The organism is Pseudomonas sp. KnCO4 (assembly GCF_045344305.1).
Lineage (GTDB): Bacteria > Pseudomonadota > Gammaproteobacteria > Pseudomonadales > Pseudomonadaceae > Aquipseudomonas > Aquipseudomonas anuradhapurensis.
Genome location: NZ_CP174199.1, coordinates 1,711,090 through 1,731,522, shown reverse-complemented (window position 1 = coordinate 1,731,522; position 20,433 = coordinate 1,711,090). Strand labels below are relative to the sequence as shown.

Sequence of the window (20,433 nt, the reverse complement as noted above, 5' to 3'; positions counted from 1 at the left end):
ACCAGACGTTGAACGTGCGCAGGCACGCCCAGGGCTCGCCGAAGCTTACCGACTGATCGGTCATTCAGGCTTGCAGCGCTGCGACAATTTCGGTCAAGGGGCGGTAACTTTACGTTTATGCCTGCTGACAAGACTGTCAGAATTCCCTTCCGTTTCCTTTGATCCGAGCCTTGTCCATGCAAATCAATACTGCCCTGCTGTTCGCCACCCCTTGCGATGACGAGGAAGACAACATGGCGACCCTGTGCTGTCACAGCGACAAGGGCCAGATGTTCCTGCTGACCCGCTACCCGGACGAAGACACCGTCGACCTGACCCTGGACGACGAACCGTCGACGCTGGATGGGTTGAAAGTGACCTTGAGCGCCAAGCGCCTGCTGATCGAAGTGGCGGCCGGCGACCGCGATGCGCTGAAGGGGGATGAAACGCTGGAGATCAACCTGACCAGCGCGCTGAGCGACATGGATGAGGTGAAGCAGACCCTGGAGAACATCCTGGCCGGGACCGGCACCTTGGTCTGCGAGCTTTGAGCCACCAGGCAGGCACCGTGGTGGATGGCACCGGCTTTGCCGGTGTTCGCGGCTAAAGCCGCTCCCACAGCGACCGCGTGAGGCCCGAACCTGCGCGATCCCTGTGGGAGCGGCTTTAGCCGCGAAGCAGGCGCCGCACAGGCTCGGCGGGCGCTACATCAAGGCCGCCTGCATTTCCTGCGCCTGCACCCGCAACGCCTCACAGAACGGTTCTACCGCCGCCGACGCTGGCCGGTGGTCCGGGCGTATCAACATCACCTGGTACGGCACCGATACCCGCAACCGGCGGATCGGCAAGCCACCCTGCGCCGCCTCCAGCCCGCTCAGGGGGTTGATGATCGCCACCCCGAGGCCTTGCCTGACCATGGCGCACACCGAGGCGGCACTGGTGGTCTCGATGACCGTGCGGCGGTTCACCCCCGCCGCCCGGAAGTGCTGGTCCAGGCGCTGCCGGTAGGTGTCCAGGCTGGCCAGGTTGATGAAGTCGACCTCATGGAAATCGCTCAGCTCCAGTTCGGCCTTGGCCTGCAGCGGGTGCCCTTCGGGCAGCACGCAGACCATGTTGGCGCTGAACAACAATTCGCCGTAGGCGCCGCGTGGTATCTGCTCGACCTCGGTCAGGCCCAGGTCATGCTGCTGGGCGACCAGCGACTCCTCCAGCAACGGTGACTCCTGCGCCACAATGCTCACGCTCACGCCCCGGTGCTGCTGATGAAAGCGCTGGCAGGCCTTGGGCAACAAGGTCTGGGAAAACAGCGGCAAGCACGTGATGGCCAGCCGGCCTTGCTCGAAATTGCGAATGGCCTGGGCAAAGCGCTCGATCCGCTCCAGGCCGAGGTAGGCGCGCTCCACCTCCTCGATCAACAGCAACGCCTGGGCCGTGGCCACCAGGCGCCCCGCCTCGCGCTCGAACAGGTTCAGCCCAGTCACCTGCTCCAACCGCGCCAGTTCACGGCTGACGGTGGGCTGCGAGGTGAACAGCAGGCGCGCTGCACCGGTGACACTGCCAGCGGCCATGATGGCGCGGAACACTTCGATATGGCGAACAGAGAGTTTCACGGCAGTCCCTGGAAAGTGGCGGAGGGTATATCAGATATGAATGACCAACAGAAAAATAGCTATTTTTCTGAATTTCCACTTTGGCTCATCCTCGAACCCTTCCTTATATGAGTAGCGCCACCATGACCGCACCCTTCCCCCTCCTGGCCGAGGCGGCCCGCCAGCACGGCACGCCGCTGTGGGCCTACGACGCCAGCACCATCGCCGCACGGGTCGAACAACTGAAAGTGTTCGACACCGTACGCTTCGCCCAGAAGGCCAACCCCAACCTGCACGTGCTGCGGCTGATGCGCGCCCACGGCCTGGTGCTGGACGCGGTATCGCTGGGCGAGATGGAGCGGGCCTTCGCTGCCGGTGCGAGCGTGGATGGCGACCCCGCCGGCGTGGTCCTGACCTGCGATGCGCTGGACCGGCCGACCCTGGAGCGGGTGGTGGCGTCGAAGATCGAGGTTAACGCCGGCTCCATCGACATGCTGCGCCAGTTGGGGGAACGCTCCCCCGGCCACCGCGTGTGGCTGCGCATCAACCCCGGTTTCGGCCATGGCCACAGCCGCAAGACCAACACGGGTGGCGAGAACAGCAAGCACGGCATCTGGCACGAGCAGCTGGACGAGGCGCTGGCCTGCGTCAAGGCTCACGGCCTGCACCTGGTGGGTGTGCACATGCACATTGGCTCCGGCGTGGACTACCAGCACCTGGAGCAGGTGGCCCGGGCAATGATCGAGCTGGTTGGCCGGCTGGGCGTGGACATCGAAGCGTTCTCCATCGGCGGCGGGCTTTCCACCCCGTATCGCAGCAGCGACACGCCGGTCGACCTGCAGCGCTACGCCCGCACCTGGGCCGTGGCGCGCCAGGAAATCGAAGCCATGCTGGGCCATCCGGTGCGCATGGAGATCGAGCCCGGGCGCTTCCTGGTGGCGGAATCGGGCTACCTGGTGGCCGAAGTGCGTGCCGTGAAGCAGGCCGGCCGCAACACCTTCGTCATGATCGACGCCGGCTTCAACGACTTGATGCGCCCGGCCATGTATGGCGCCTACCATCGCATGACCCTGCTCGACGCCAATGGCCAGCCGGTGGAGCGCCCACGCCAGCCAACCGTGGTCGCCGGGCCGCTGTGCGAGTCGGGTGACGTGTTTACCCAGGATGATCAGGAACTGACCCCGCACGACCTGCCCCAGGCACAGGTGGGCGACCTGCTGGTGATCCACGACGCCGGCGCTTACGGGGCATCGATGTCGTCGAACTACAACAGCCGGCCACTGTTGCCGGAATTGCTCATCGAGGATGGCGCGTTGCGCATGATCCGCCGCCGGCAGACCGTGCAGGACTTGCTGAACCTGGAGTGACAGGCAGCGTAACCTGCAGCGTCGGGGGGCTCTGTTAAACTGCCCCTCTTTCATTTTGCCGACAGGGCAAGGCATGAACCCGACGCGCTATGCCCGTGTGGCAAAGGACCTGATGCAAGGCATCACCAGCGGCCGTTACCCGGTGGGCAGCCTGCTGCCCACCGAGCTCGAACTGTGCGACCTGTACGGTGTCAGCCGGCACACGGTGCGCGCGGCCATCGACCAATTGCTCGACCAGGGGCTGGTGTCGCGCCGCAAGCGCGTGGGCACCCGGGTCGAGGCCAGCAGCCCGCGTGGCGGCTTTTGCCAGGCACTGGCCAGCGTGGCGGAGTTGGCGCAACTCGGGCAAAACCAGCAGCGGCAAATACAGGATGTGCGCCAATTCGTCGCCGACCTGGGCGAGGCCGAGCGGTTGGGCCTGGTACCGGGCGAGCACTATTTCTGCGTGTCGAGCATCCGTGTCGACCGCGTGCACGATAGCTTGCCGCAGTGCTGGAGCGAGGTTTACCTACCGCGGGATTATGCCGAGGTGATCGAACTGGCCCGCGAGCACCCTGACCAAGTGATCGCAGGGCTGATCGAGCAACGCTACGGCCGGGCCATCGCGCTGGTCGAGCAGCAGGTGCGGGGAGTCTTGCTGGCTGCGCCGATCGCCCAGGCGCTGAAGGCCGAGGCGGGTTCACCTGGGTTGCAGATCATCCGCCACTACCGTGAGGAAAACGGCGACCTGATGGCGGTATCCGAGACCGTGCATCCGGGCGACCGCTTTACCCTGGTTACCCACCTGCGTCGGGATCGTCCAGCGGGTTGAACCATCATCGCGGTGCTCTCGAAGCAATACGCACCAGTTTCTGCAGGTTAAGTCGAGGCCAACAGGCATGGCAGTAGAAAGCACACGAATGCTAACGGTAGGGGAAGTGGCCAGGCGCAGCGGCGTGGCCGTGTCTGCGCTGCATTTCTACGAAACCAAGGGGTTGATTGCCAGCACCCGAACGGCAGGCAACCAGCGCCGCTATCCCGCGCTGGTGCTGCGAACATTGGCGATCATCAAGGTGGCGCAGCGCACCGGCATTCCCTTGGAAGAAATCAGGCAGGCGTTCAGCCGCTATCCGCCGAACAGCAAGCTGACGGCGGCGCAATGGGGGGAAATGTCCACCGCCTGGCGCGAAGACCTGAATGCGCGCATCCGTACGCTGGAGGCGTTGCGCGACAGCCTGGACAATTGCATTGGTTGCGGCTGCCTGTCGCTGGAGGAGTGCCCGCTGCGCAACCCTGAGGATGTGTTGGGCAAGCAAGGCACCGGTGGGCGGATCCTGGAGAGCAAGGCCCGATAAGGCATACGCCCCGACAAGGCGTGCCCTGAAACAGGCAGCGCGGTGGATGGCACCGGCTGTGCCGGTGATCGCGGATAAATCCGCTCCTACCAGGTGCAGCCTCAACCTGAAGCCGTTCACCCTTGTAGGCTCTGTACGAAAAGCCTTGATACTTGTTCATGCTGCGTTGAAAACAGCCTCGGAATGCTCATGTACTCCAGTACACTCCGCTTCCTCGGCTGTTTTCGCCTTGCCTGACCTGCGTCTCAAGACTTTTCATACAGAGCCTAGGAGCGGATTCATCCGCGATGCAGGCGACGCGGTTCACGGCTGAAGCCCGGCCCCTTACCAGATGGCGATATCGTAGGTCAGATAAAGGCGATTACTGTCCCGCCCCCGAGCAAAATCCGAACGGTAGACATAATTGCGCAACTTCACCCCCAGGCCTTTCAACGGCCCGGCCTGCACTACATAGGCAAGCTCGGCGTCACGCTCCCACTCCTTGATCCCCTCGCTACCGGAGCGGCCATTGTCGCCACTCAGGTAGCGCGCCATGAAGGTCAGCCCAGGCACACCCGCGGCGGCAAAGTTGTAGGCGTAGCTGGCCATCCAGGTCTTCTCCTCTTCCTCGATGAACTTGCCGATACCAACGTTGCTGAACGAATACACCGTCGCACCACTGATATACGGCAACCCCGCGTCGCCATCGAGCACCTGGTAGCCCGCACCAACGGTATGGCCGGAATGGGTATAGGCCAGTTGCCCGCTGAACATGTCGTTGTCGATGGCGCCGCCATAGGCCGCCCCGCTGTCGCGGCTCTTGAAATAGCGCAGGTCGGTAGTCAGCACCCCACCAGCCAACGGCAGGTCGTGGACCAGCCCGGCGAAATCCTGGCGATAGAAATGTTCGAGCTGGCCGTGGTAGTAGCTCAGGCGCAGCTGCTTGTTAACCGCATAATCGGCACCGGCGAAGTTGAAGTCACCCGACCTGTCGCCGCCATAGCCATCCAGGTAAAGGCCGGTGCTGTCGGAAGAGTCACGCTGCTTGAAGCGGTCCAGGTGGCCAGCCGTCACCGCCAACCCGTCAATATCGGTGCTGGTCAGCTGCGTGCCCTGGTAGGTCTGCGGCAACAACCGCGCATCGTTGTATACCAGCAGCGGCATCTTCGGCAGCAAGGTGCCGTGCTTGACCACGGTCTGGCCCAGGCGCGCCTTGGCCGTCACCCTGGCGCTGGCGAACTCGTCCGCAGCGCGGCCGTCGTCATGCACCGGCAGCAGCCCGGTGCCACTGCGCCCCCGACCGGAATCGAGACGCACCCCCCACAGGCCAAGGGCATCCAGCCCCACGCCCAGGGTGCCGTTGGTAAAGCCCGACTGGTAGTCGAGCAGGAAGCCCTGCGCCCACTCCACCCGCTCGCTCTTGGCGTTGGCTGCGGCACGGGCGCTCATGCCCTGCTCGTCACGGAAATTCTCGTTGAAATAGACATTGCGCAATTGCAGCTTGAGCTTGCTGTCATCGACGAAACCAGCGGCGCCGGCAACAGGCAGCCAGCCGCACAGCAGGCCACAGGTGGCTCCACGGAACACAGCTCGGGACATGATCGGTACTCTGTTGTTGTTTTCAGAATGAGTAGTGGCGGGCGCCTGGCAGCGCCCGGTAACGCTTAGACGAAGAAGGACAAGGCCCCGGTGAGCAATGCCAGTGCGGTGATCACCAGCGAGGTGAGCACCGCCCACTTCACCGTGGCTTTCTGGAAGTCGCCGATATCGCGGTCGACCATGCCCACCAGCAGCAGGGTCGACGCCACCAGTGGGCTCATCAGGTGCACCGGCTGGCCCAGCACCGAGGCGCGAGCAATTTCCACCGGATCGATGCCATAGGCCGCCGCGGCATTGGCCAGGATCGGCACCACGCCGAAGTAGTAGGCATCGTTGGACAGCACGAAGGTCAGCGGCATGCTGGTCAGCGCCACCACCAGCGGGAACCAGTGGCTCCAGGCTTCAGGGATCCAGTCCACCAGGGTTTGTGCCAGCGCATCGACCATCTTGGTGCCGGAGAAAATACCGGCGAAGATGCCCGCGGCGAACACCAGCAGCACCACGGTCATCGCATTGCCCGAGTGAGCGAGGATACGTTCCTTCTGCAGCTCCAGCTGCGGGTAGTTGATCATCAGCGCGGCGACGAAACCGATCATGAACAGGATGGCGGCGTGCATCAGCCCCAGCACCAGCGCAGTCATCACGGCAATCACCAGCACCAGGTTCACATAGGCAAGGCGCGGGCGCTTGTGCGGGCTATCGCCAAGGATTTCCTTGATGTAGCAGTTGCCACCACCGGACTCCAGCGCGATGTTGCCGATACGCCGGCGTTCGGCGCGGCCCAGCAGGAAGGCGGTGAACACCACCCACGCGGCGCCACCAATCACGGTGGGCAACATCGGGATGAAGTATTCGGTGGCATCCAGCCCCAGCGCGGCAATGGCACGCGTGGCCGGGCCGCCCCAGGGGCTCATGCCGCTCATGATGCTCAGCGACAACATCGACACGGTGGCGAGGATCATCGGGTTCATGCCAATGCGCTTGTACAGCGGCAGCATGGCGGCACAGGTGATCATGTAAGTAGTGGTGCCATCGCCGTCCAGGGCCACCAGCAGCGACAGCAGCGCGGTGCCGATGGCAATCTTCACTGGGTCGCCGTTCACCCGCTTGAGGATCTTGCGGATCAGCGGGTCGAACAGGCCGGCGTCGATCATCAGGCCGAAAAACAGAATGGCGAACAGCAGCAACGCAGCAGACGGTGCAACCATTTTCAGCCCGTCGAGCATCATCTTGCCCAGCTCGGGGGCAAAGCCGCCGACCAGGGCGAAGACGATCGGCACGACGGTCAGTGCAACGATCGGGGACAGGCGTTTACTCATGATCAGGTAGGTGAAGGTCACCACCATGATCAGGCCCAGAAGTGCGAGCATGGTTTGTTCTCTTGTTGTTATTTTTCCAGTGTGGCCGAGTGCAGCGCAGACGGCCCCCTACCCCGCCCGGCAAAAGCGGGTGGGGGGATTGGTCGACGAGGGTTCAGGGCACCGCAGTTCAGCCGTGACGACGCGGCTCGGCGCTCCATTCAGGCGTTTGCACAACCGGGCCGGGCAGCGGTTCGCCGTTCAGGCGGCTGAGCAGGGTCTGGCGGTCGCAGGCGTTTTCCGACAGTGACACCACCACCGTTGCCACTGCGTTGCTGGCAAGGCTGGTCAGGGCACGGGCTTCCGACATGAAGCGGTCGATGCCGATCAGCAGGGCCAGGCCGGCCAGGGGGATATCGTGGATCACGGTCAGGGTCGAGGCCAGCGCCACGAAGCCGCTGCCGGTCACGCCTGCGGCGCCCTTGGACGACAGCAGCATGATCGCCAGCATGGTGACCACCTGGCCCAGGCTCAGGTCGATGTTGCAGGCCTGGGCGATGAACACTGCGGCCAGCGACAGGTAGATGGCGGTACCGTCCAGGTTGAACGAGTAGCCAGTGGGCAATACCAGGCCGACCACGCCCTTGTTGCAGCCCAGCTTCTCGAGTTTCTCGAGCATGCGTGGCAGCACCGGCTCGGTCGAGGACGTGCCCAGCACCACCAGGAATTCTTCGCGGAAGTAGCGCAGCAGCTTCCACAGGCTGAAGCCATGGGCACGGCAGATGCCACCCAGCACGACCAGCACGAAGAACGCGCAGGCGATGTACAGCGTGCCCACCAGCTTGGCCAGCGAACCGAGCGAGGTGATGCCGTACTGGCCGACGGTGAACGCCAGCGCACCGAAGGCACCGACCGGGGCGAAGCGCATCAGGTAGCCGAAGATGCGGAACACCATGGTCGAGGCCGACTCCAGCACATCCAGTACCGGCTTGCCCTTCTCGCCCATCGACGACAGGGCGAAACCGCTGAGCACGGCAATGAACAGCACCGGCAGCACTTCACCCTTGTTGAAGGCACCGATGAAGGTGTCCGGGATGATGTGCATGAAGAAGTCCACCACGCTCAGCTTGGCCGCCGACGCGGTGTACTGCCTCAGGCCGGCGGTGCTCAGGGTGGCCGGGTCGATGTTCATGCCGACGCCGGGCTTGAACAGGTACACCGCCGCCAGGCCGATCACCAGGCTGACCACGGTCAGGCCCAGGAACAGCAGCAGGGTCTTGCTCATCAGGCGCCCCAGGGAGCGCTTGTCGGTCATGCCGGCGATGCCGGTGACGATGGTGCAGAACACCACCGGGGCGATCATCATCTTGATCAGCTTGATGAAGGCATCACCCAGCGGCTTCAGGGCCACTGCCTGTTGCGCCCAGAAATGGCCGACCACCACGCCCAGCAGGACGGCGCAGAGGATCTGGAAATACAGCGATTTGGCGAGTTTCATGTGGCATCACCCATTGTTGAAATTGTGCGGATGCGCTGGTTGCGATTGTGCAGGTCTGGATAACGCCTGGGCTTACCCCGCCAACCTGCGGAATGTAGGGGCGTAGACGAACCCTGAGAAGAGCCGCCGGGCGGTTCGCACCACCGAGGCCTGGATCGTCTTGCCATCGGCACCGCTGCGCGACAGCGCGACATCGATGCCGCCGCTCGGGTGTTCCAGGCGCACCTCGGTGAGTTGCCCGGCACCCTCGCCCAGCAGGTCACCAATCACCGTACCGGGGCTGACGCAGGCAGTCGCCAGCCCTACCGCGCCGGTGATGGCCAGGGCGCGATGGCAGTTGTGCGGCATGAAGTAGCGAACCTGCACGGTGCCGTCGTAGCGCGGTTTGGACACCAGCACCGGCTTGGGAATGACCATGCCACTGACATCACCCAGGCCCATGGCCTTGCCGGCCTTCAGGCGCAACGCCTCGAGGCGTGCGAGCAGCGCGCCGTTGGCGTCGAGTTCAGCCGGGGTTTCCGCGCCGCTGACCCCCAGTTCGCTGGCCTGCACCACCATCATTGGCATGGCCATGTCGATGCAGGTGACCGGCACACCATCGATCACATCCTTGGCCTGGCCGGTGGGGAACAGCTTGCCGGTCTTGCTGCCGACCGCATCGAGGAAGGTCAGGTGCACCGGGGCGGCAGTGCCCGGTACGCCGTCGATCGCCGTACGGCCTTCGTAGCGCACGATACCGCCGGGGGTTTCCACCAGCGAATTGACGAAGGTGCCAGTGTTGAGGTTGCGAATACGCACCAGCGTCTTGCCGTCCTGGCCCTTGACCAGGCCTTGCTCGATGGCGAACGGGCCCACGGCGCACAGCATGTTGCCGCAGTTCGGGGCTGTGTCGACCCGGCGTTGGGCGACCATGACCTGGACGAACAGGTAGTCGACGTCGGCGTCGGCATGCAACGACGGGCTGATGATGGCGACCTTGCTGGTCTGCGGGCTGCCGCCACCGATGCCGTCGATTTCCAGTTCGTGGCCGGAGCCCATCAGGTTGATCAGCAATTCGTCGCGCTCGACCACATTGGCAGGCAGGTCCCAGGCGTGGAAGAACGGCCCCTTGGAGGTGCCACCGCGCATGAGTACGCAAGGAATTCGTTGCATGATTTCGCACTCTTGTTGATCAATGGACATCATTGATGCTGTGAGCAAAAGAGTGACAGGGACGGATAAATCAATCCAATGCAAATATCGTAGCCATTATTGCTTTTCACAAAACAATCCTCCGTCGAACGGGCTGTGGTTTATTTATGGAATATGAGCTGCAAGACATCCGATCTTTCGTGAAAATCGCCGAACTCGGCAGCTTTCATGAAGCCGCCGAAGCACTGCACCTGTCGCAGCCGGCACTGAGCCGGCGGATTAAGAAGCTCGAAGAAGGGCTAGGCACCTCGTTGCTCGAACGCACCACCCGTCGGGTCAGCCTGACCAGCGTCGGGCGCGACTTCCTGCCCAAGGCCAGGCGGCTGCTGGATGATTTCGAGGACTCGATCCTCAGCATCCGCGAGCTGGCCGAGCGGCAGACCGGCCAGGTCACCCTCGCCTGCATTCCCACCGCCGCGTTCTACTTCCTGCCGTCGGTGATCCGCGACTACAACGAGCAGTACCCGAAAATCCGTATCCGCCTGCTCGACCTCAGTGCCAATGACGGGCTGGAAGCCGTGCTGCGCGGCGAAGCCGACTTCGGCATCAACATGATGAGCGGGCAACACCCGGACATCGAATTCGTCTCGCTGGTGCAGGAACACTTTGTCCTGGCCTGCCGGCGCGACCACAAACTGGCGGGGCGTGAAGCCGTGACCTGGACCGAGCTTGCCGACTACCGGCTGATCGGCGTTGGCCGCCTGAGCGGCAACCGCATGCTGCTCGACCATGCCCTCTCCGGCCTCAACCTGCGCCCCAAGTGGTTCTACGAGGTGCAGCACCTGTCCACCTCGCTGGGCATGGTCGAGGCCGGGCTGGGGGTATCCGCCATGCCCAGCCTGGCCATGCCCAGCGCCGACCACCCGACCCTGGTCAGCGTGCCGCTGATCGAACCCCAGGTGACGCGCACCCTGGGCCTGGTGTACCGGCGCGGTGCGTCGCTGTCGCCTGCCGCGGAAAAGTTCGTTTCGATCCTGCTGGAGAAGTGGCCCAACCGCTGAGCGGGCGCGGCCATCAGGCCGATGCCCGGCCCGGGCAAATACGTGCGCCGCGCGCATGCCTCAGTCCCCGCCCAGGCCGTGCGGGTCGGGCCGGCGTTTCTCGATGGCGAACTTCAGCAACGCGGCGCTGCGGAACAGGCCATGGGCAAACTTGCCATAGGGCAGCGTGAGGAACAGCGCCATCACCGTGCCCAGGTGGATGGCCAGCAACATGGCCATGGCCCCGCTGTCACGCAGCGCCAGCAGTGCCAGCCCGCTGACGCTGACCAGCAACAGCAGCAGGATGAACGCCCGGTCCATCGGCCTTTGCCGGGCATCGCCATGTTCCGGCGCCCGCCGCAGGTTCAGCGCCAGCAACCCGAGCGGGCCGATGACCAGGCCAACCCCACCGGCCGTGCCCAGCAGCACCGGCAGGCTCAGCAGCGGGTAAGGCGCCGTCAGGCCGAGCAGGTAGTGATAACCGGTGGCGACCAGCGTGGCCGCGAAGCACAGCAGGAAGCCATAGAAGGTCAGGTGATGGAAGCGGCGCCGCCACAGCGTATAGCGGTCGTCGGCATTGTTGCAGCCCTGGCCATGCCCGCCGTCGAGGTACTTCAGCGTCAGTACCGCCGCCGATGCCTCGAGCACAGCGCCATCGGCCGGCGCTGCCTGCTGCCCGGCGGGCGAAACCTGGCGCCAGAAGCGCCGCACGGCCAGTGCCAGCGCCACACCGGCAAGGCTGAAGACGCTGCCGAACAACAGCGCCAGGGTGTTGTGCGGGAACACCGCATAGAAATCGCCCGCCAGCCGCCCGGGCAGCAAGGTGCCGTTGACCGCCAGGGCCAGCAACAGGAACAGCGACAGCGCCACGGCCAGCGCGCTGGCGACATAGGTGCCATTGTGCCGGTACAGCCGGCCGAACGCCGCCGGCCAGGCATAGTCGGCGTAGGTCTGGCCGCGCACCTTGGCCATCGCCTGCGGCACGTTGACGGCGAACTCGTGGGGCGCGGCGTACTGGCAGGCGTGCAGGCAGGCGCCGCAGTTGTGACAGAGGTTGGCCAGGTAATGGATGTCGGCCTTGCCGAAGGTCAGCCGGCGGGTCATCGCCGGGAACACGGCGCAGAACCCTTCACAGTAGCGACAGGCGTTGCAGATGCTCATCTGCCGCTGCACCTCTTGTTCGTCCAGGTTCAACAACGGGATCAGTTCAGGGCCGCTGGCGGCAGGCTGGTACTGGCGGGGTTCAGGCAGTTGCGCGGTCATGGCGGGCCTCGTCTGGGGATGGAATACGCGCAGCGGCGGCAGCGGCGCGGGTGCCGGCAATACGCCCGAAGGCGGTGCCGATGGACATGCCGACCCCGGCGGTATAGCCCTTGCCCAACACGTTGCCGGCCATCATTTCACCGGCCACGAACAGGTTCGGGCTGCGCCGGCCAGCGAAGTGCACGGCGGCAGTCTCGTCGGTGCGCAGGCCCAGGTAGGTGAAGGTGACGCCAGGGCGTAGCGGGTAGCCGTAGAAAGGCGGCGTATCGATAGGCAGGGCCCAGTGGCTCTTGGCCGGGGTGATACCGACAGTGTGGCAGTCGTCCAGCCGGGTATGGTCGAAGGTGCCGGGCTGGCAGGCGCGGTTGTAGGCCTGCACGCTGTCGACGAAGGCCGCCGGCGGCAACCCAAGCAGGCCCGCCAGTTCTTCGAGGGTGTTGGCCGTGGTGCCTGGAAACACCGGCGGCATGAAGCGGCCCAGGGCCTTCTGGTCGATGATGGAAAAGCCCACCTGGCCCGGCTGCTGGGCCACCAGACGGCCCCAGATCGCGTAGCGCTTGGGCCAGAAGTCTTCGCCCTCATCGTAGAAGCGCTGCCCTTCGCGATTGACCACCACCCCCAGCGACACGCAGTCGATGCGGGTGCAGATGCCGCCGTCGTAGAGCGGCGCGCGGGCATCGATGGCCACCATGTGCGCCTGGGTCGGGTCACCGATGGTATCGGCGCCCAGGTCGATCATGCGCCGCAGCAGCACGCCGTCATTGAAGCGGGTACCGCGCACCAGGAAGTTGTCCGCCGGCCATTCGCCGCGTTGGTTCTGCCCCCAGGCCTCACGCAGCCAGCTGCGGTTGGATTCGAAGCCACCGGCGGCAAGCACGCAGCTGCGCGCCTGGATACGTTCGGCCGGCAACTGCCGCCCGCCTACCTCGCGCGCCGGTACATGGGCGGCGACGAAACGCTCGCCGTGCAGCTCGATGTCGCACACCGGGGTGTCGTAGCGAACCTGCACGCCCAGGTGTTCGGCGCTGCGGAAATAGGCATTGACCAACGCCTTGCCGCCGCCCATGAAAAACGCATTGGTCCGTGCCGTGTGCAAGGCCCCGGACAACGACGGCTGGAAGTGCACACCGTGGCGCCGCATCCAGTCGCGGCAATCGGACGACGCCCTGATCACCAGCCGCGCCAGTTTTTCGTTGGTCTGGCCGTCGGTGACCTTGAGCAGGTCTTGCCAGAACTCTTCTTCCGGGTATGCCTCGACCAGCACATCCTGCGGTGCATCGTGCATGCACCGCAGGTTGCGGGTGTGTTGCGAGTTGCCACCTCGCCAGGCACGCGGCGCGGCCTCCAGCAGCAGCACGCTGGCGCCGGCCTCACGCGCCATCAACGCAGCGCACAGGGCGGCGTTGCCACCGCCAATGACAAGCACATCGATCATTTTGCCTCCAGGTCTCGAGGAGCCAGAACGGTCGGTGTGCTCCTCGCGGACCACGGAATCTAATGACCCCGTGCGGGTGACGAAACGCGATCAGCGGGGGTAGGTGTTCAGTTTTTCTAAAGGGTGGCGCCGCAGCAGGCCCTGGTCAGAGCAGTCGCGCGCCCGGCCATTGGCCTTGGGCGACCAAGTCGCGGGCAACCTCATGCAGCACGATCCGGGTCGCCAACGCTGCTGGCGAGAGCTCGTCTTCACCCAGGCTCACCACCAGGTTGCGGCGCTGCGCCTGGGCATCGTCGATGGCCAATACCCGCACGCCGGCCTGGGCTGCCCGGGCTACCGCGGCACCGGGTTGCAGGGTGGCGGCGTGGCCGGCGGCCACGCAATCCATGAGCAGCGACAAGCCGTCGACCTCCATGACGATGTCGGCTTCCAGCCCGGCCCGGGCCAGGATCGCCTGCAAGGTCGAACGCAGGCCATGCTGGGTACTGGGCATCACCAGCGGCAGCGTGGCGATCTGCTGCAAGCTCAGCGCTTCGCCCCAGCCCTTCTGCACCAGGCGCTGCGGCACCAGGGCGAACAAGCGCTCCTGCAGCAGCGGGCGCACCTCCAGCCGCGCCCCCGCTTCCGCCTGGAACAATACCGCCAGGTCCAGGTGTCGGGCGTTGAGTTGGCTCAGCAGATAGCCCGAGAGCATTTCCACCAAGTGCAGGTGGATGTCCGGATAGCGCTGGCGCATGCGCTCAATCAGGGCCAGGCCCAGAACCGATGCGGTGGTCGGTGCCAGGCCGACGCTGACGTAGCCGCTCATGCGCCCGCTCTGCGCCGCCAGCATGGCGTGTTCGGCCTGGCGCAGCGCCAGCCGCGCGTGGTATTCGAAGGCCAGGCCCGCCGCTGTCGGCGTAACACCGGTACTCGAGCGGGTCAGCAGGCGGGTACTCAGCTCGCTTTCCAGCTTCGACAGCTGCTGGCTCAGGGCGGACGCGCCCACCCCGAGCTCGAGCGCGGCCCTACCCAGGCTGCCGTGCTCCAGCACACTCAAAAAGTAGCGAAACTGACGTAACTCCACATTGACCTCGCGATGCCCCTGCCCTGCCCGCATTGTACGCAGGATCGGCGACTGTTCGCGGCCTACTTGTCGCTCGGGGTGACCAGTACCGTCTCGTTGCTGTCGAGCACGAACACCGCCATCAGCTTGGCCGGCTTGCTGTCGCTGGCGTTGGCGCTGACGCCGTGGAACGCGCCCGGGGCCTCGTACCAGTTCTCGCCGGGCTTGTAGACCTTGGCCGGCTCGCCGTTGACGCTGCTGCGTACTTCACCTTCGAGCACGGTGGCGTAGATGAAAGCGGAATTCGGGTGGCGATGCGCGGGTGACGCAGCGCCCGGCGCGTAGTCGACGATGACCCCGCGCATGCTCTTGCCTGGCACGTTCGGCAATGGTTTGTCGAACACCACGGTGACCTTGCTCAGCGGGCGTTCGGCGGCGATTGCCGGGGTAATGGCCAGCACGCTGAACGCGGCGGCCAGGAGGGTGCGATTGAACATGCTGATGCTCCTTGGGTTAACGGGTGGGGGCTGGGCGACTCACTGGCGCGCCAGCCAGTCTTCGAAACGGATGGTGCCAAGCCGCGCGCCGCTGCCGGGGGTGAGTGCCTTGTCGTCGAGCTCGGCGCCGAAATAGCGGGCGTGCACGTCGGCCACCACCTTGCGGTTGTCGCCACGCAGGCGCAGCAAGCGGCGCACCAGTTCGTCCATCGGCAGTGCCTCTGGCCCGGCCACCTCCAGCGTAGCGTTGGCCGCGGGTGCCAGGGCCACGTCGATCAGCGCCGCCACCACGTCATCGGAAGCCAGCGGCTGGAACAGCGCCGGCGACAGGTGGACTTCGTCACCGACAGTACCCGCCTGGGCGATGCCTTCGACGAACTCGAAGAACTGCGTGGCCCGCAACACGGTGTACGGCAGCGCCGAGTCCTTGATCAGCGCCTCCTGGGCAACCTTGGCGCGGAAGTAGCCGTTATCCGGCAGGCGCTCGGTACCGACGATCGACAACGCCACATGGTGCTTCACCCCAGCGGCTTTCTCGGCCGCCAGCAGGTTGCGCGTGGACGTCTCGAAGAACTCCAGCACCGCCTGGTCCTCCCAGGACGGGGCGTTGGCCACGTCTACCACCACATCCGCACCATCCATCGCCTCGGCCAGGCCCTCGCGGGTGATGCTGTTGACCCCGGTGCTCGGCGCTGCCGCAACGGCCTGGTGGCCGCGCTCACGCAGGCCGTTGACCAGCTTCGAACCAATGAGGCCGGTGCCTCCGATGACCACGATTTTCATTGGGCTGTCTCCGCATGCACGACCGCAACCATTGCCGTCGTCTGGCTGCAGCATGCGCCGCCTGGCACAGCGAGTCCTTGTTCGCGGGCTGGATTTGCCTCCACGCAGGCTTTAATTTGCGTCCAAACTATTCAATCCGGGCGCAGGCCAGTACTGCCGCCTGGGCTGCTGCCGTATCATCGACCGATACCTGAAACCAGGCGCCTCGGCCACCAGGCCCAGGGCGTGCGAGGGATGCCACGTGCCATTCGTGTTTGACGACTATCAGCTCGACGAGCAGCGCCGGGAACTGACCCGCCAGGGCCAGGCCGTGGCCATCGGCCCGCAGGTGTTCGACCTGCTGGTACAACTGGTCAGCCATCGCGACCGGGTACTGGGCCGCGACGAATTGCTGGCACGGGTGTGGAACGGCAAGGTGGTCTCCGAATCGACCATCACCAGCCACATCAACGCCGTGCGCAAAGCCATCGGCGACTCCGGCGAGGAGCAACGGCTGCTGCGCACCGTGGCGCGCAAGGGCTATCGCTTCGTCGGCGAAGTCCGCGAAGCCGCCAGCGGCCCGGCGCCAGCCGCAGCCGCAACGGCGCCGGCACCCAGCGGGCCGGCGCTACCGGACAAGCCGTCGATCACCGTGCTGCCGTTCCAGAACCTCAGCGGTGACCCCGAGCAGGACTATTTCGCCGATGGCATGGTCGAGGACATCATCGCCGCCCTGTCACGCATCCGCTGGCTGTTCGTCATCGCCCGCAACTCCAGCTTCACCTTCAAGGGCCAGCCCATCGACGTGCAGCAGGTGGGCCAGGCACTGGGCGTGCGCTACGTACTCGAAGGCAGCGTGCGCCGGGCCGGCCAGCGGCTGCGCATCACCGGCCAGCTGATCGACGCCAGCAGCGGCGAGCACCTGTGGGCCGAGCGGTTCGAAGGGTCGCTGGATGATGTGTTCGAGTTGCAGGACCAGGTCACTGAAAGCGTGGTAGGGGCGATTGCACCGCAACTGGAGCGGGCCGAGATCGAGCGGGCCAAGCGCAAGCCTACCGCCGACCTTGGCGCCTACGATTTCTACCTGCGCGGCACGGCCAAGCTGCACCACGGCAGCCGCGAGGCGATCGCCGAGGCGTTGACGCTGTATTACCACGCCATCGAGCGCGATCCTGAGTTCGCTTCGGCCTATGGCATGGCGGCATGGTGCTACTTCTGGCGCAAGCTCAATGGCTGGATGGACAACCGCGCCGAGGAAATCGCCGAGGGCGCCCGGCTCGCGCGCCTTGCCGTGGCGCTGGGGCGTGACGATGCCGTGGCCCTGACCCGCGGTGGCCATGCCCTTGGCCATCTGACCGGCGACCTGGACGGTGCCATCGCCCTGCTCGACCGGGCACGCCTGCTCAACCCCAACCTGGCGCCGGCCTGGTACCTGGGCGGGGTATTGCGGGCGCTGCGTGGCGAGACCCAGGCCGCCATCGACAACCTCAGCCATGCCACCCGGCTGAGCCCGCTGGACCCGGAGATGTTCCGCATGCAGGTGGGCATGGCGTTGGCGCACTTCTTCGCCGGGCGCCTGGAGCAAGCGCTCGAGTGGGCGGAAAAATCGTTGGGCAACCTGCCCAACTTGCTGGTGGCGGTCGCCCTGGTCGCCGCCAGCCATGCCCTGAGCGGGCGGATGGACAGCGCCTACCGGGCCATGGCGCGCTTGCGCGAGCAAGACCCGGGGCTGCGTGTATCGACCTTGCGTGAGTGGTTGCCGATCCATCGCGACGAGGACTTGGCCCGGCTGGCCGAGGGCCTGCAACTGGCTGGGCTGCCAGCCTGACCGGCAAACCGCCGGCCAGGCACGAGCCACTAGCGGCCTGGGTTCACCCTGCCCAGCCAGTCGCTACGGGTCATCTCCCAGATCTCGACGCGCATTGGCCCGGCAACGAAATCGCCATCGCGCACATCGACCAGGCGCATGCCTTCGTGTTCCGAAACCTTGCGTGACGCTTTGTTGGCGACCGCCTTGGGAACCCGCATGACGGGGCGCGACAAGGTTTCGAACCAATAAGCATTGATGGCCCGGCATGCTTCGCGCATATAGCCTTGGCCCCACCACTGCGGCGCCAGCCAGAATCCGCGGTTGTTTCCAGCCTGGTCATACAGGCTGATGCTGCCGATGATGCGCTCGTCTTCGTCGCGCAGGCGGATCATCCAGTGCCACTCTCGGCCGGCGGCCATCGCAGGCAGGGCGATATCACGCAAATAGGTCAGCGCCCCGTCTGGCGGATACGGCCATGGCACGCGACGGTCGAGGTAGCGCACCACCTCCCATTGGGGAAACAGCGCCTGTATCGCCTGGGCATCCTCCAAGCGCAGCGGCGTCAGCAGCAGACGCTTTGTGAACAAGGTAGCAAGGCCTTCCATGCTTGCGCTCCCGAATATCCTCAGCAATGAGTCATTTTTGAAAGTCGACACCGCGCCTGGCGCGCTCATCGACACTCAACGAAAACACGTCGGGCCGCGAATAATGGCCCACCACATCGAAATCGTAGCGAGCGCGCACCAGATCCTCCAGGTCGATATCCGCGGTCAACAGCCCCGCTTCACCACGCAGCGGCCCGGCAAGCACGTCGCCCAGCGGCCCGACGATAACACTGTTGCCCTGAATCAGCGGACGCTGCGGATCCCAGCCTGGCACTTCGATGCCCAGTTCACGCGGCGACGGCTGCACCTGACAGGCACTGACCAGGAACATCCGCCCCTCATGCGCGATGTGGCGCATGCTGGCTTGCCAGACATCCCGCTCATCGACGGTCGGCGCGCACCATACCTGCACCCCTTTCGCGTACATGGCCGTGCGCAACAGCGGCATGTGGTTCTCCCAGCAGATCGCCGTGCCCAGTTTACCCGCGGGCGAATCGACCACCGGCAGGGTCGAGCCGTCACCCTGGCCCCAGATCAGGCGCTCGGTGCCCGTCGGCATCAGCTTGCGGTGCTTGGCGACCAGCCCGCCCTCTGGCGAGAAGAACAGCGCGGAACAGAACAGGGTGTTGCCGGAGCGTTCGATCACCCCGACCACCAGGTGCGCCCCGGTGCGCTCGGAGAGCGCGGCGAGTTCATCGGTTTCCGCGCCGGGTACGTCCACCGCATTGGCGAAATAGGCCTGGAATGCCTCGCGCCCCTCGGGCAGGCGATAGCCCAGGTAGGTGCCGAAGATCGCGCCTTTCGGGTAGCCGCCAAGCAGCGCTTCGGGCATCACGACCAGTTTTGCCCCGCTCGCCCTGATCGCTTCCTCGTAGCCGAGGATCGACTTCAGGGTCTCGGTCTTGCCGTCCGGGTGGGAACCTATCTGCAGTGCTGCAACGGTGGTACGGGCCATGATCGACTGTCTCGTGTGGAGGGTGTGGCTGCCATGTTCCGTCGCGAGGCGTTATTGAACAACGCCGCCAGGGCAACATCTGATATGACTGGCATTCATATCGGGTTTCGCCTAGCGTGGCCGCAGTCATTCTTGCAAAGGGCAGTCCCGGTCATGAGCAAACCCGACCTCGCCTCGGTGGACCTGAACCTGTTCAAGGTCTTCGAAGCCTTGTATGAAGAAGGCGGTGCTGGCCGCGCCGCCATCCGCCTGGGCATTACCCAGTCAGCGGTGAGCGCTGCGCTGGCCAGGCTTCGTCTGGTCTTCGCTGACCACTTGTTCGAGCGCACCGGGCGCGGCCTCAAGCCCACGGCAAAAAGCGAGGAACTGCGCCCTGTGGTTGCTGCCGCGCTGGACAAGTGTCGCCAAGGCTTGATGTTGGCATTCAACGATGATGCAGCCATCCAGGGGCGCACGATCGCGTTGGGCATGTCGGATGACTTCGAACTGGCGATCGGCAGGCAGCTGATCGATCGGGCGAAAGCCCATGCGCCTGGCATCCGCCTGGTGTTCAAGCAGACACACAGCTTGCTGGCCAACGATGCCTTGATGAATCGGCAGTTCGACCTGGCGCTGACTTCCGGCGCCGTCGCCTCGAAAGCGCTCGGGCGCCTGGCGCTCGGAACCGGTGGCTACAGCTGCCTTACGGCAACCAGCGCTGCGCCGGTTGCGCTGACCCTTGAGGCTTACCTGGAAAAACACCATGTGCTGGTTTCTTCAGGCGGTTATGTTGGCGTGGTGGACGAAGTGCTGGCAGCGCAGGCGCAGAGCCGCACGGTGGAGGCTTCCACCACGCATTTCGCTGCGCTCCCTGCGCTGTTGCAAGGCAGTGACTGCGTAGCCACCCTGCCGACGCATGCGGCCAAGGCGCTGGCCATGGTGAGCCATGTCGTGTGCCAGCCTTGCCCGATCCACTTGCCGCGGTATTCGATAGAACTGGGCTGGCGCATCGACAATGCCCGGGACCCCGCGATTCGCCTGATAACGGCCTTGCTGCGCGAGGTCATTGCACAACTGCCAGGCAGCGATACAAGGCCGCTCCTGCCTGGGTGAAACCATTGCAGGCAGTTACCGTGCAGGAACGGACACACCCGCTCCCAGCGCCGGCGAAATTGTCCCCATTCAGCGCCCTGGCACGCCCCCTGTGGGAGCGGCTTCAGCCGCGATCACCGGCATAGCCGGTGCCATCCACCGCGTCGCCTGCTTCG

The 20,433-nt window shown here is 65.1% G+C and carries 19 protein-coding genes; 7 read left to right on the top strand and 12 right to left on the bottom strand.

Annotation, left to right across the window (positions count from 1 at the left end; genetic code table 11):
- Positions 1-176: 176 nt before the first annotated feature.
- Positions 177-530 (top strand): hypothetical protein, encoded by a 354-nt coding sequence (locus ACJA3S_RS08070; protein WP_406821428.1) that lies wholly within the window; start codon positions 177-179, stop codon positions 528-530.
- A gap of 153 nt (positions 531-683) precedes the next feature.
- Here the strand turns inward: ACJA3S_RS08070 and ACJA3S_RS08065 are convergent, their stop codons facing one another.
- Positions 684-1,589: a LysR family transcriptional regulator gene (locus tag ACJA3S_RS08065; RefSeq protein ID WP_406821427.1), complete on the bottom strand. Its 906-nt coding sequence runs from the start codon at positions 1,587-1,589 to the stop codon at positions 684-686.
- Between the two features lie 122 nt (positions 1,590-1,711).
- Here ACJA3S_RS08065 and lysA point away from each other — a divergent pair, with 122 nt between their 5' ends.
- The 3 genes from lysA (at position 1,712) to soxR (ending at position 4,269) form a co-directional block, all read left to right on the top strand.
- Positions 1,712-2,935 (top strand): diaminopimelate decarboxylase, encoded by a 1,224-nt coding sequence (gene lysA / locus ACJA3S_RS08060; protein WP_406821426.1) that lies wholly within the window; start codon positions 1,712-1,714, stop codon positions 2,933-2,935.
- Between the two features lie 73 nt (positions 2,936-3,008).
- Entirely contained in the window at positions 3,009-3,746 is a 738-nt protein-coding gene (locus ACJA3S_RS08055) for a GntR family transcriptional regulator (RefSeq protein ID WP_406821425.1), read from the top strand.
- 67 nt (positions 3,747-3,813) lie between these two features.
- Positions 3,814-4,269: a redox-sensitive transcriptional activator SoxR gene (soxR, locus tag ACJA3S_RS08050; RefSeq protein ID WP_186687444.1), complete on the top strand. Its 456-nt coding sequence runs from the start codon at positions 3,814-3,816 to the stop codon at positions 4,267-4,269.
- 324 nt (positions 4,270-4,593) lie between these two features.
- Here soxR and ACJA3S_RS08045 read toward each other — a convergent pair whose 3' ends face one another.
- The 4 genes from ACJA3S_RS08045 to ACJA3S_RS08030 all read right to left on the bottom strand — a co-directional run bounded on the left by ACJA3S_RS08045 (position 4,594) and on the right by ACJA3S_RS08030 (position 9,795).
- Complete coding sequence (locus ACJA3S_RS08045) at positions 4,594-5,847, bottom strand: OprD family porin (protein ID WP_406821424.1); 1,254 nt, start codon at positions 5,845-5,847, stop codon at positions 4,594-4,596.
- A 65-nt stretch (positions 5,848-5,912) separates the two neighbouring features.
- Positions 5,913-7,217, bottom strand: coding sequence for a CitMHS family transporter (locus ACJA3S_RS08040; protein WP_406821423.1), 1,305 nt, complete (start codon positions 7,215-7,217; stop codon positions 5,913-5,915).
- Between the two features lie 118 nt (positions 7,218-7,335).
- Positions 7,336-8,643, bottom strand: coding sequence for a dicarboxylate/amino acid:cation symporter (locus ACJA3S_RS08035; protein ID WP_406821422.1), 1,308 nt, complete (start codon positions 8,641-8,643; stop codon positions 7,336-7,338).
- 72 nt (positions 8,644-8,715) lie between these two features.
- The gene (locus ACJA3S_RS08030) at positions 8,716-9,795 is read right to left on the bottom strand and encodes a 4-oxalomesaconate tautomerase (protein WP_186687438.1); all 1,080 of its coding nucleotides are present in this window, start codon (positions 9,793-9,795) and stop codon (positions 8,716-8,718) included.
- A 146-nt stretch (positions 9,796-9,941) separates the two neighbouring features.
- On the opposite strand from ACJA3S_RS08030, the gene ACJA3S_RS08025 reads away from it, so the two are divergent.
- On the top strand, positions 9,942-10,835 hold the full coding sequence (locus ACJA3S_RS08025; RefSeq protein ID WP_170029032.1) for a LysR family transcriptional regulator: 894 nt from the start codon (positions 9,942-9,944) through the stop codon (positions 10,833-10,835).
- A 60-nt stretch (positions 10,836-10,895) separates the two neighbouring features.
- On the opposite strand, the gene tcuB is transcribed toward ACJA3S_RS08025, so the two are convergent.
- The 5 genes from tcuB to ACJA3S_RS08000 all read right to left on the bottom strand — a co-directional run bounded on the left by tcuB (position 10,896) and on the right by ACJA3S_RS08000 (position 15,837).
- On the bottom strand, positions 10,896-12,077 hold the full coding sequence (gene tcuB / locus ACJA3S_RS08020; protein ID WP_406821421.1) for a tricarballylate utilization 4Fe-4S protein TcuB: 1,182 nt from the start codon (positions 12,075-12,077) through the stop codon (positions 10,896-10,898).
- A complete protein-coding gene (gene tcuA, locus ACJA3S_RS08015; protein ID WP_406821420.1) occupies positions 12,058-13,512 on the bottom strand; it encodes an FAD-dependent tricarballylate dehydrogenase TcuA in 1,455 nt (484 codons plus the stop codon). Before tcuA ends, tcuB begins: the two co-directional genes overlap by 20 nt.
- Before the next feature lie 145 nt (positions 13,513-13,657).
- Positions 13,658-14,578: a LysR family transcriptional regulator gene (locus ACJA3S_RS08010; RefSeq protein ID WP_406821419.1), complete on the bottom strand. Its 921-nt coding sequence runs from the start codon at positions 14,576-14,578 to the stop codon at positions 13,658-13,660.
- 62 nt (positions 14,579-14,640) lie between these two features.
- Complete coding sequence (locus tag ACJA3S_RS08005) at positions 14,641-15,054, bottom strand: cupin domain-containing protein (RefSeq protein ID WP_170029028.1); 414 nt, start codon at positions 15,052-15,054, stop codon at positions 14,641-14,643.
- Positions 15,055-15,093: 39 nt separating this feature from the next.
- Positions 15,094-15,837 (bottom strand): SDR family oxidoreductase, encoded by a 744-nt coding sequence (locus ACJA3S_RS08000; protein ID WP_186687421.1) that lies wholly within the window; start codon positions 15,835-15,837, stop codon positions 15,094-15,096.
- A 241-nt stretch (positions 15,838-16,078) separates the two neighbouring features.
- Here ACJA3S_RS08000 and ACJA3S_RS07995 point away from each other — a divergent pair, with 241 nt between their 5' ends.
- A complete protein-coding gene (locus ACJA3S_RS07995; protein WP_406821418.1) occupies positions 16,079-17,644 on the top strand; it encodes a winged helix-turn-helix domain-containing tetratricopeptide repeat protein in 1,566 nt (521 codons plus the stop codon).
- A gap of 29 nt (positions 17,645-17,673) precedes the next feature.
- On the opposite strand, the gene ACJA3S_RS07990 is transcribed toward ACJA3S_RS07995, so the two are convergent.
- Together ACJA3S_RS07990 and ACJA3S_RS07985 are read right to left on the bottom strand one after the other, a co-directional pair.
- Positions 17,674-18,231, bottom strand: coding sequence for a GNAT family N-acetyltransferase (locus tag ACJA3S_RS07990; RefSeq protein WP_186687417.1), 558 nt, complete (start codon positions 18,229-18,231; stop codon positions 17,674-17,676).
- A 31-nt stretch (positions 18,232-18,262) separates the two neighbouring features.
- A complete protein-coding gene (locus tag ACJA3S_RS07985; RefSeq protein ID WP_406821417.1) occupies positions 18,263-19,186 on the bottom strand; it encodes a carbon-nitrogen hydrolase family protein in 924 nt (307 codons plus the stop codon).
- A gap of 153 nt (positions 19,187-19,339) precedes the next feature.
- Between ACJA3S_RS07985 and ACJA3S_RS07980 the strand changes: the two genes are divergently transcribed.
- Positions 19,340-20,278 (top strand): LysR substrate-binding domain-containing protein, encoded by a 939-nt coding sequence (locus tag ACJA3S_RS07980; RefSeq protein WP_406821416.1) that lies wholly within the window; start codon positions 19,340-19,342, stop codon positions 20,276-20,278.
- Positions 20,279-20,433: the final 155 nt, after the last annotated feature.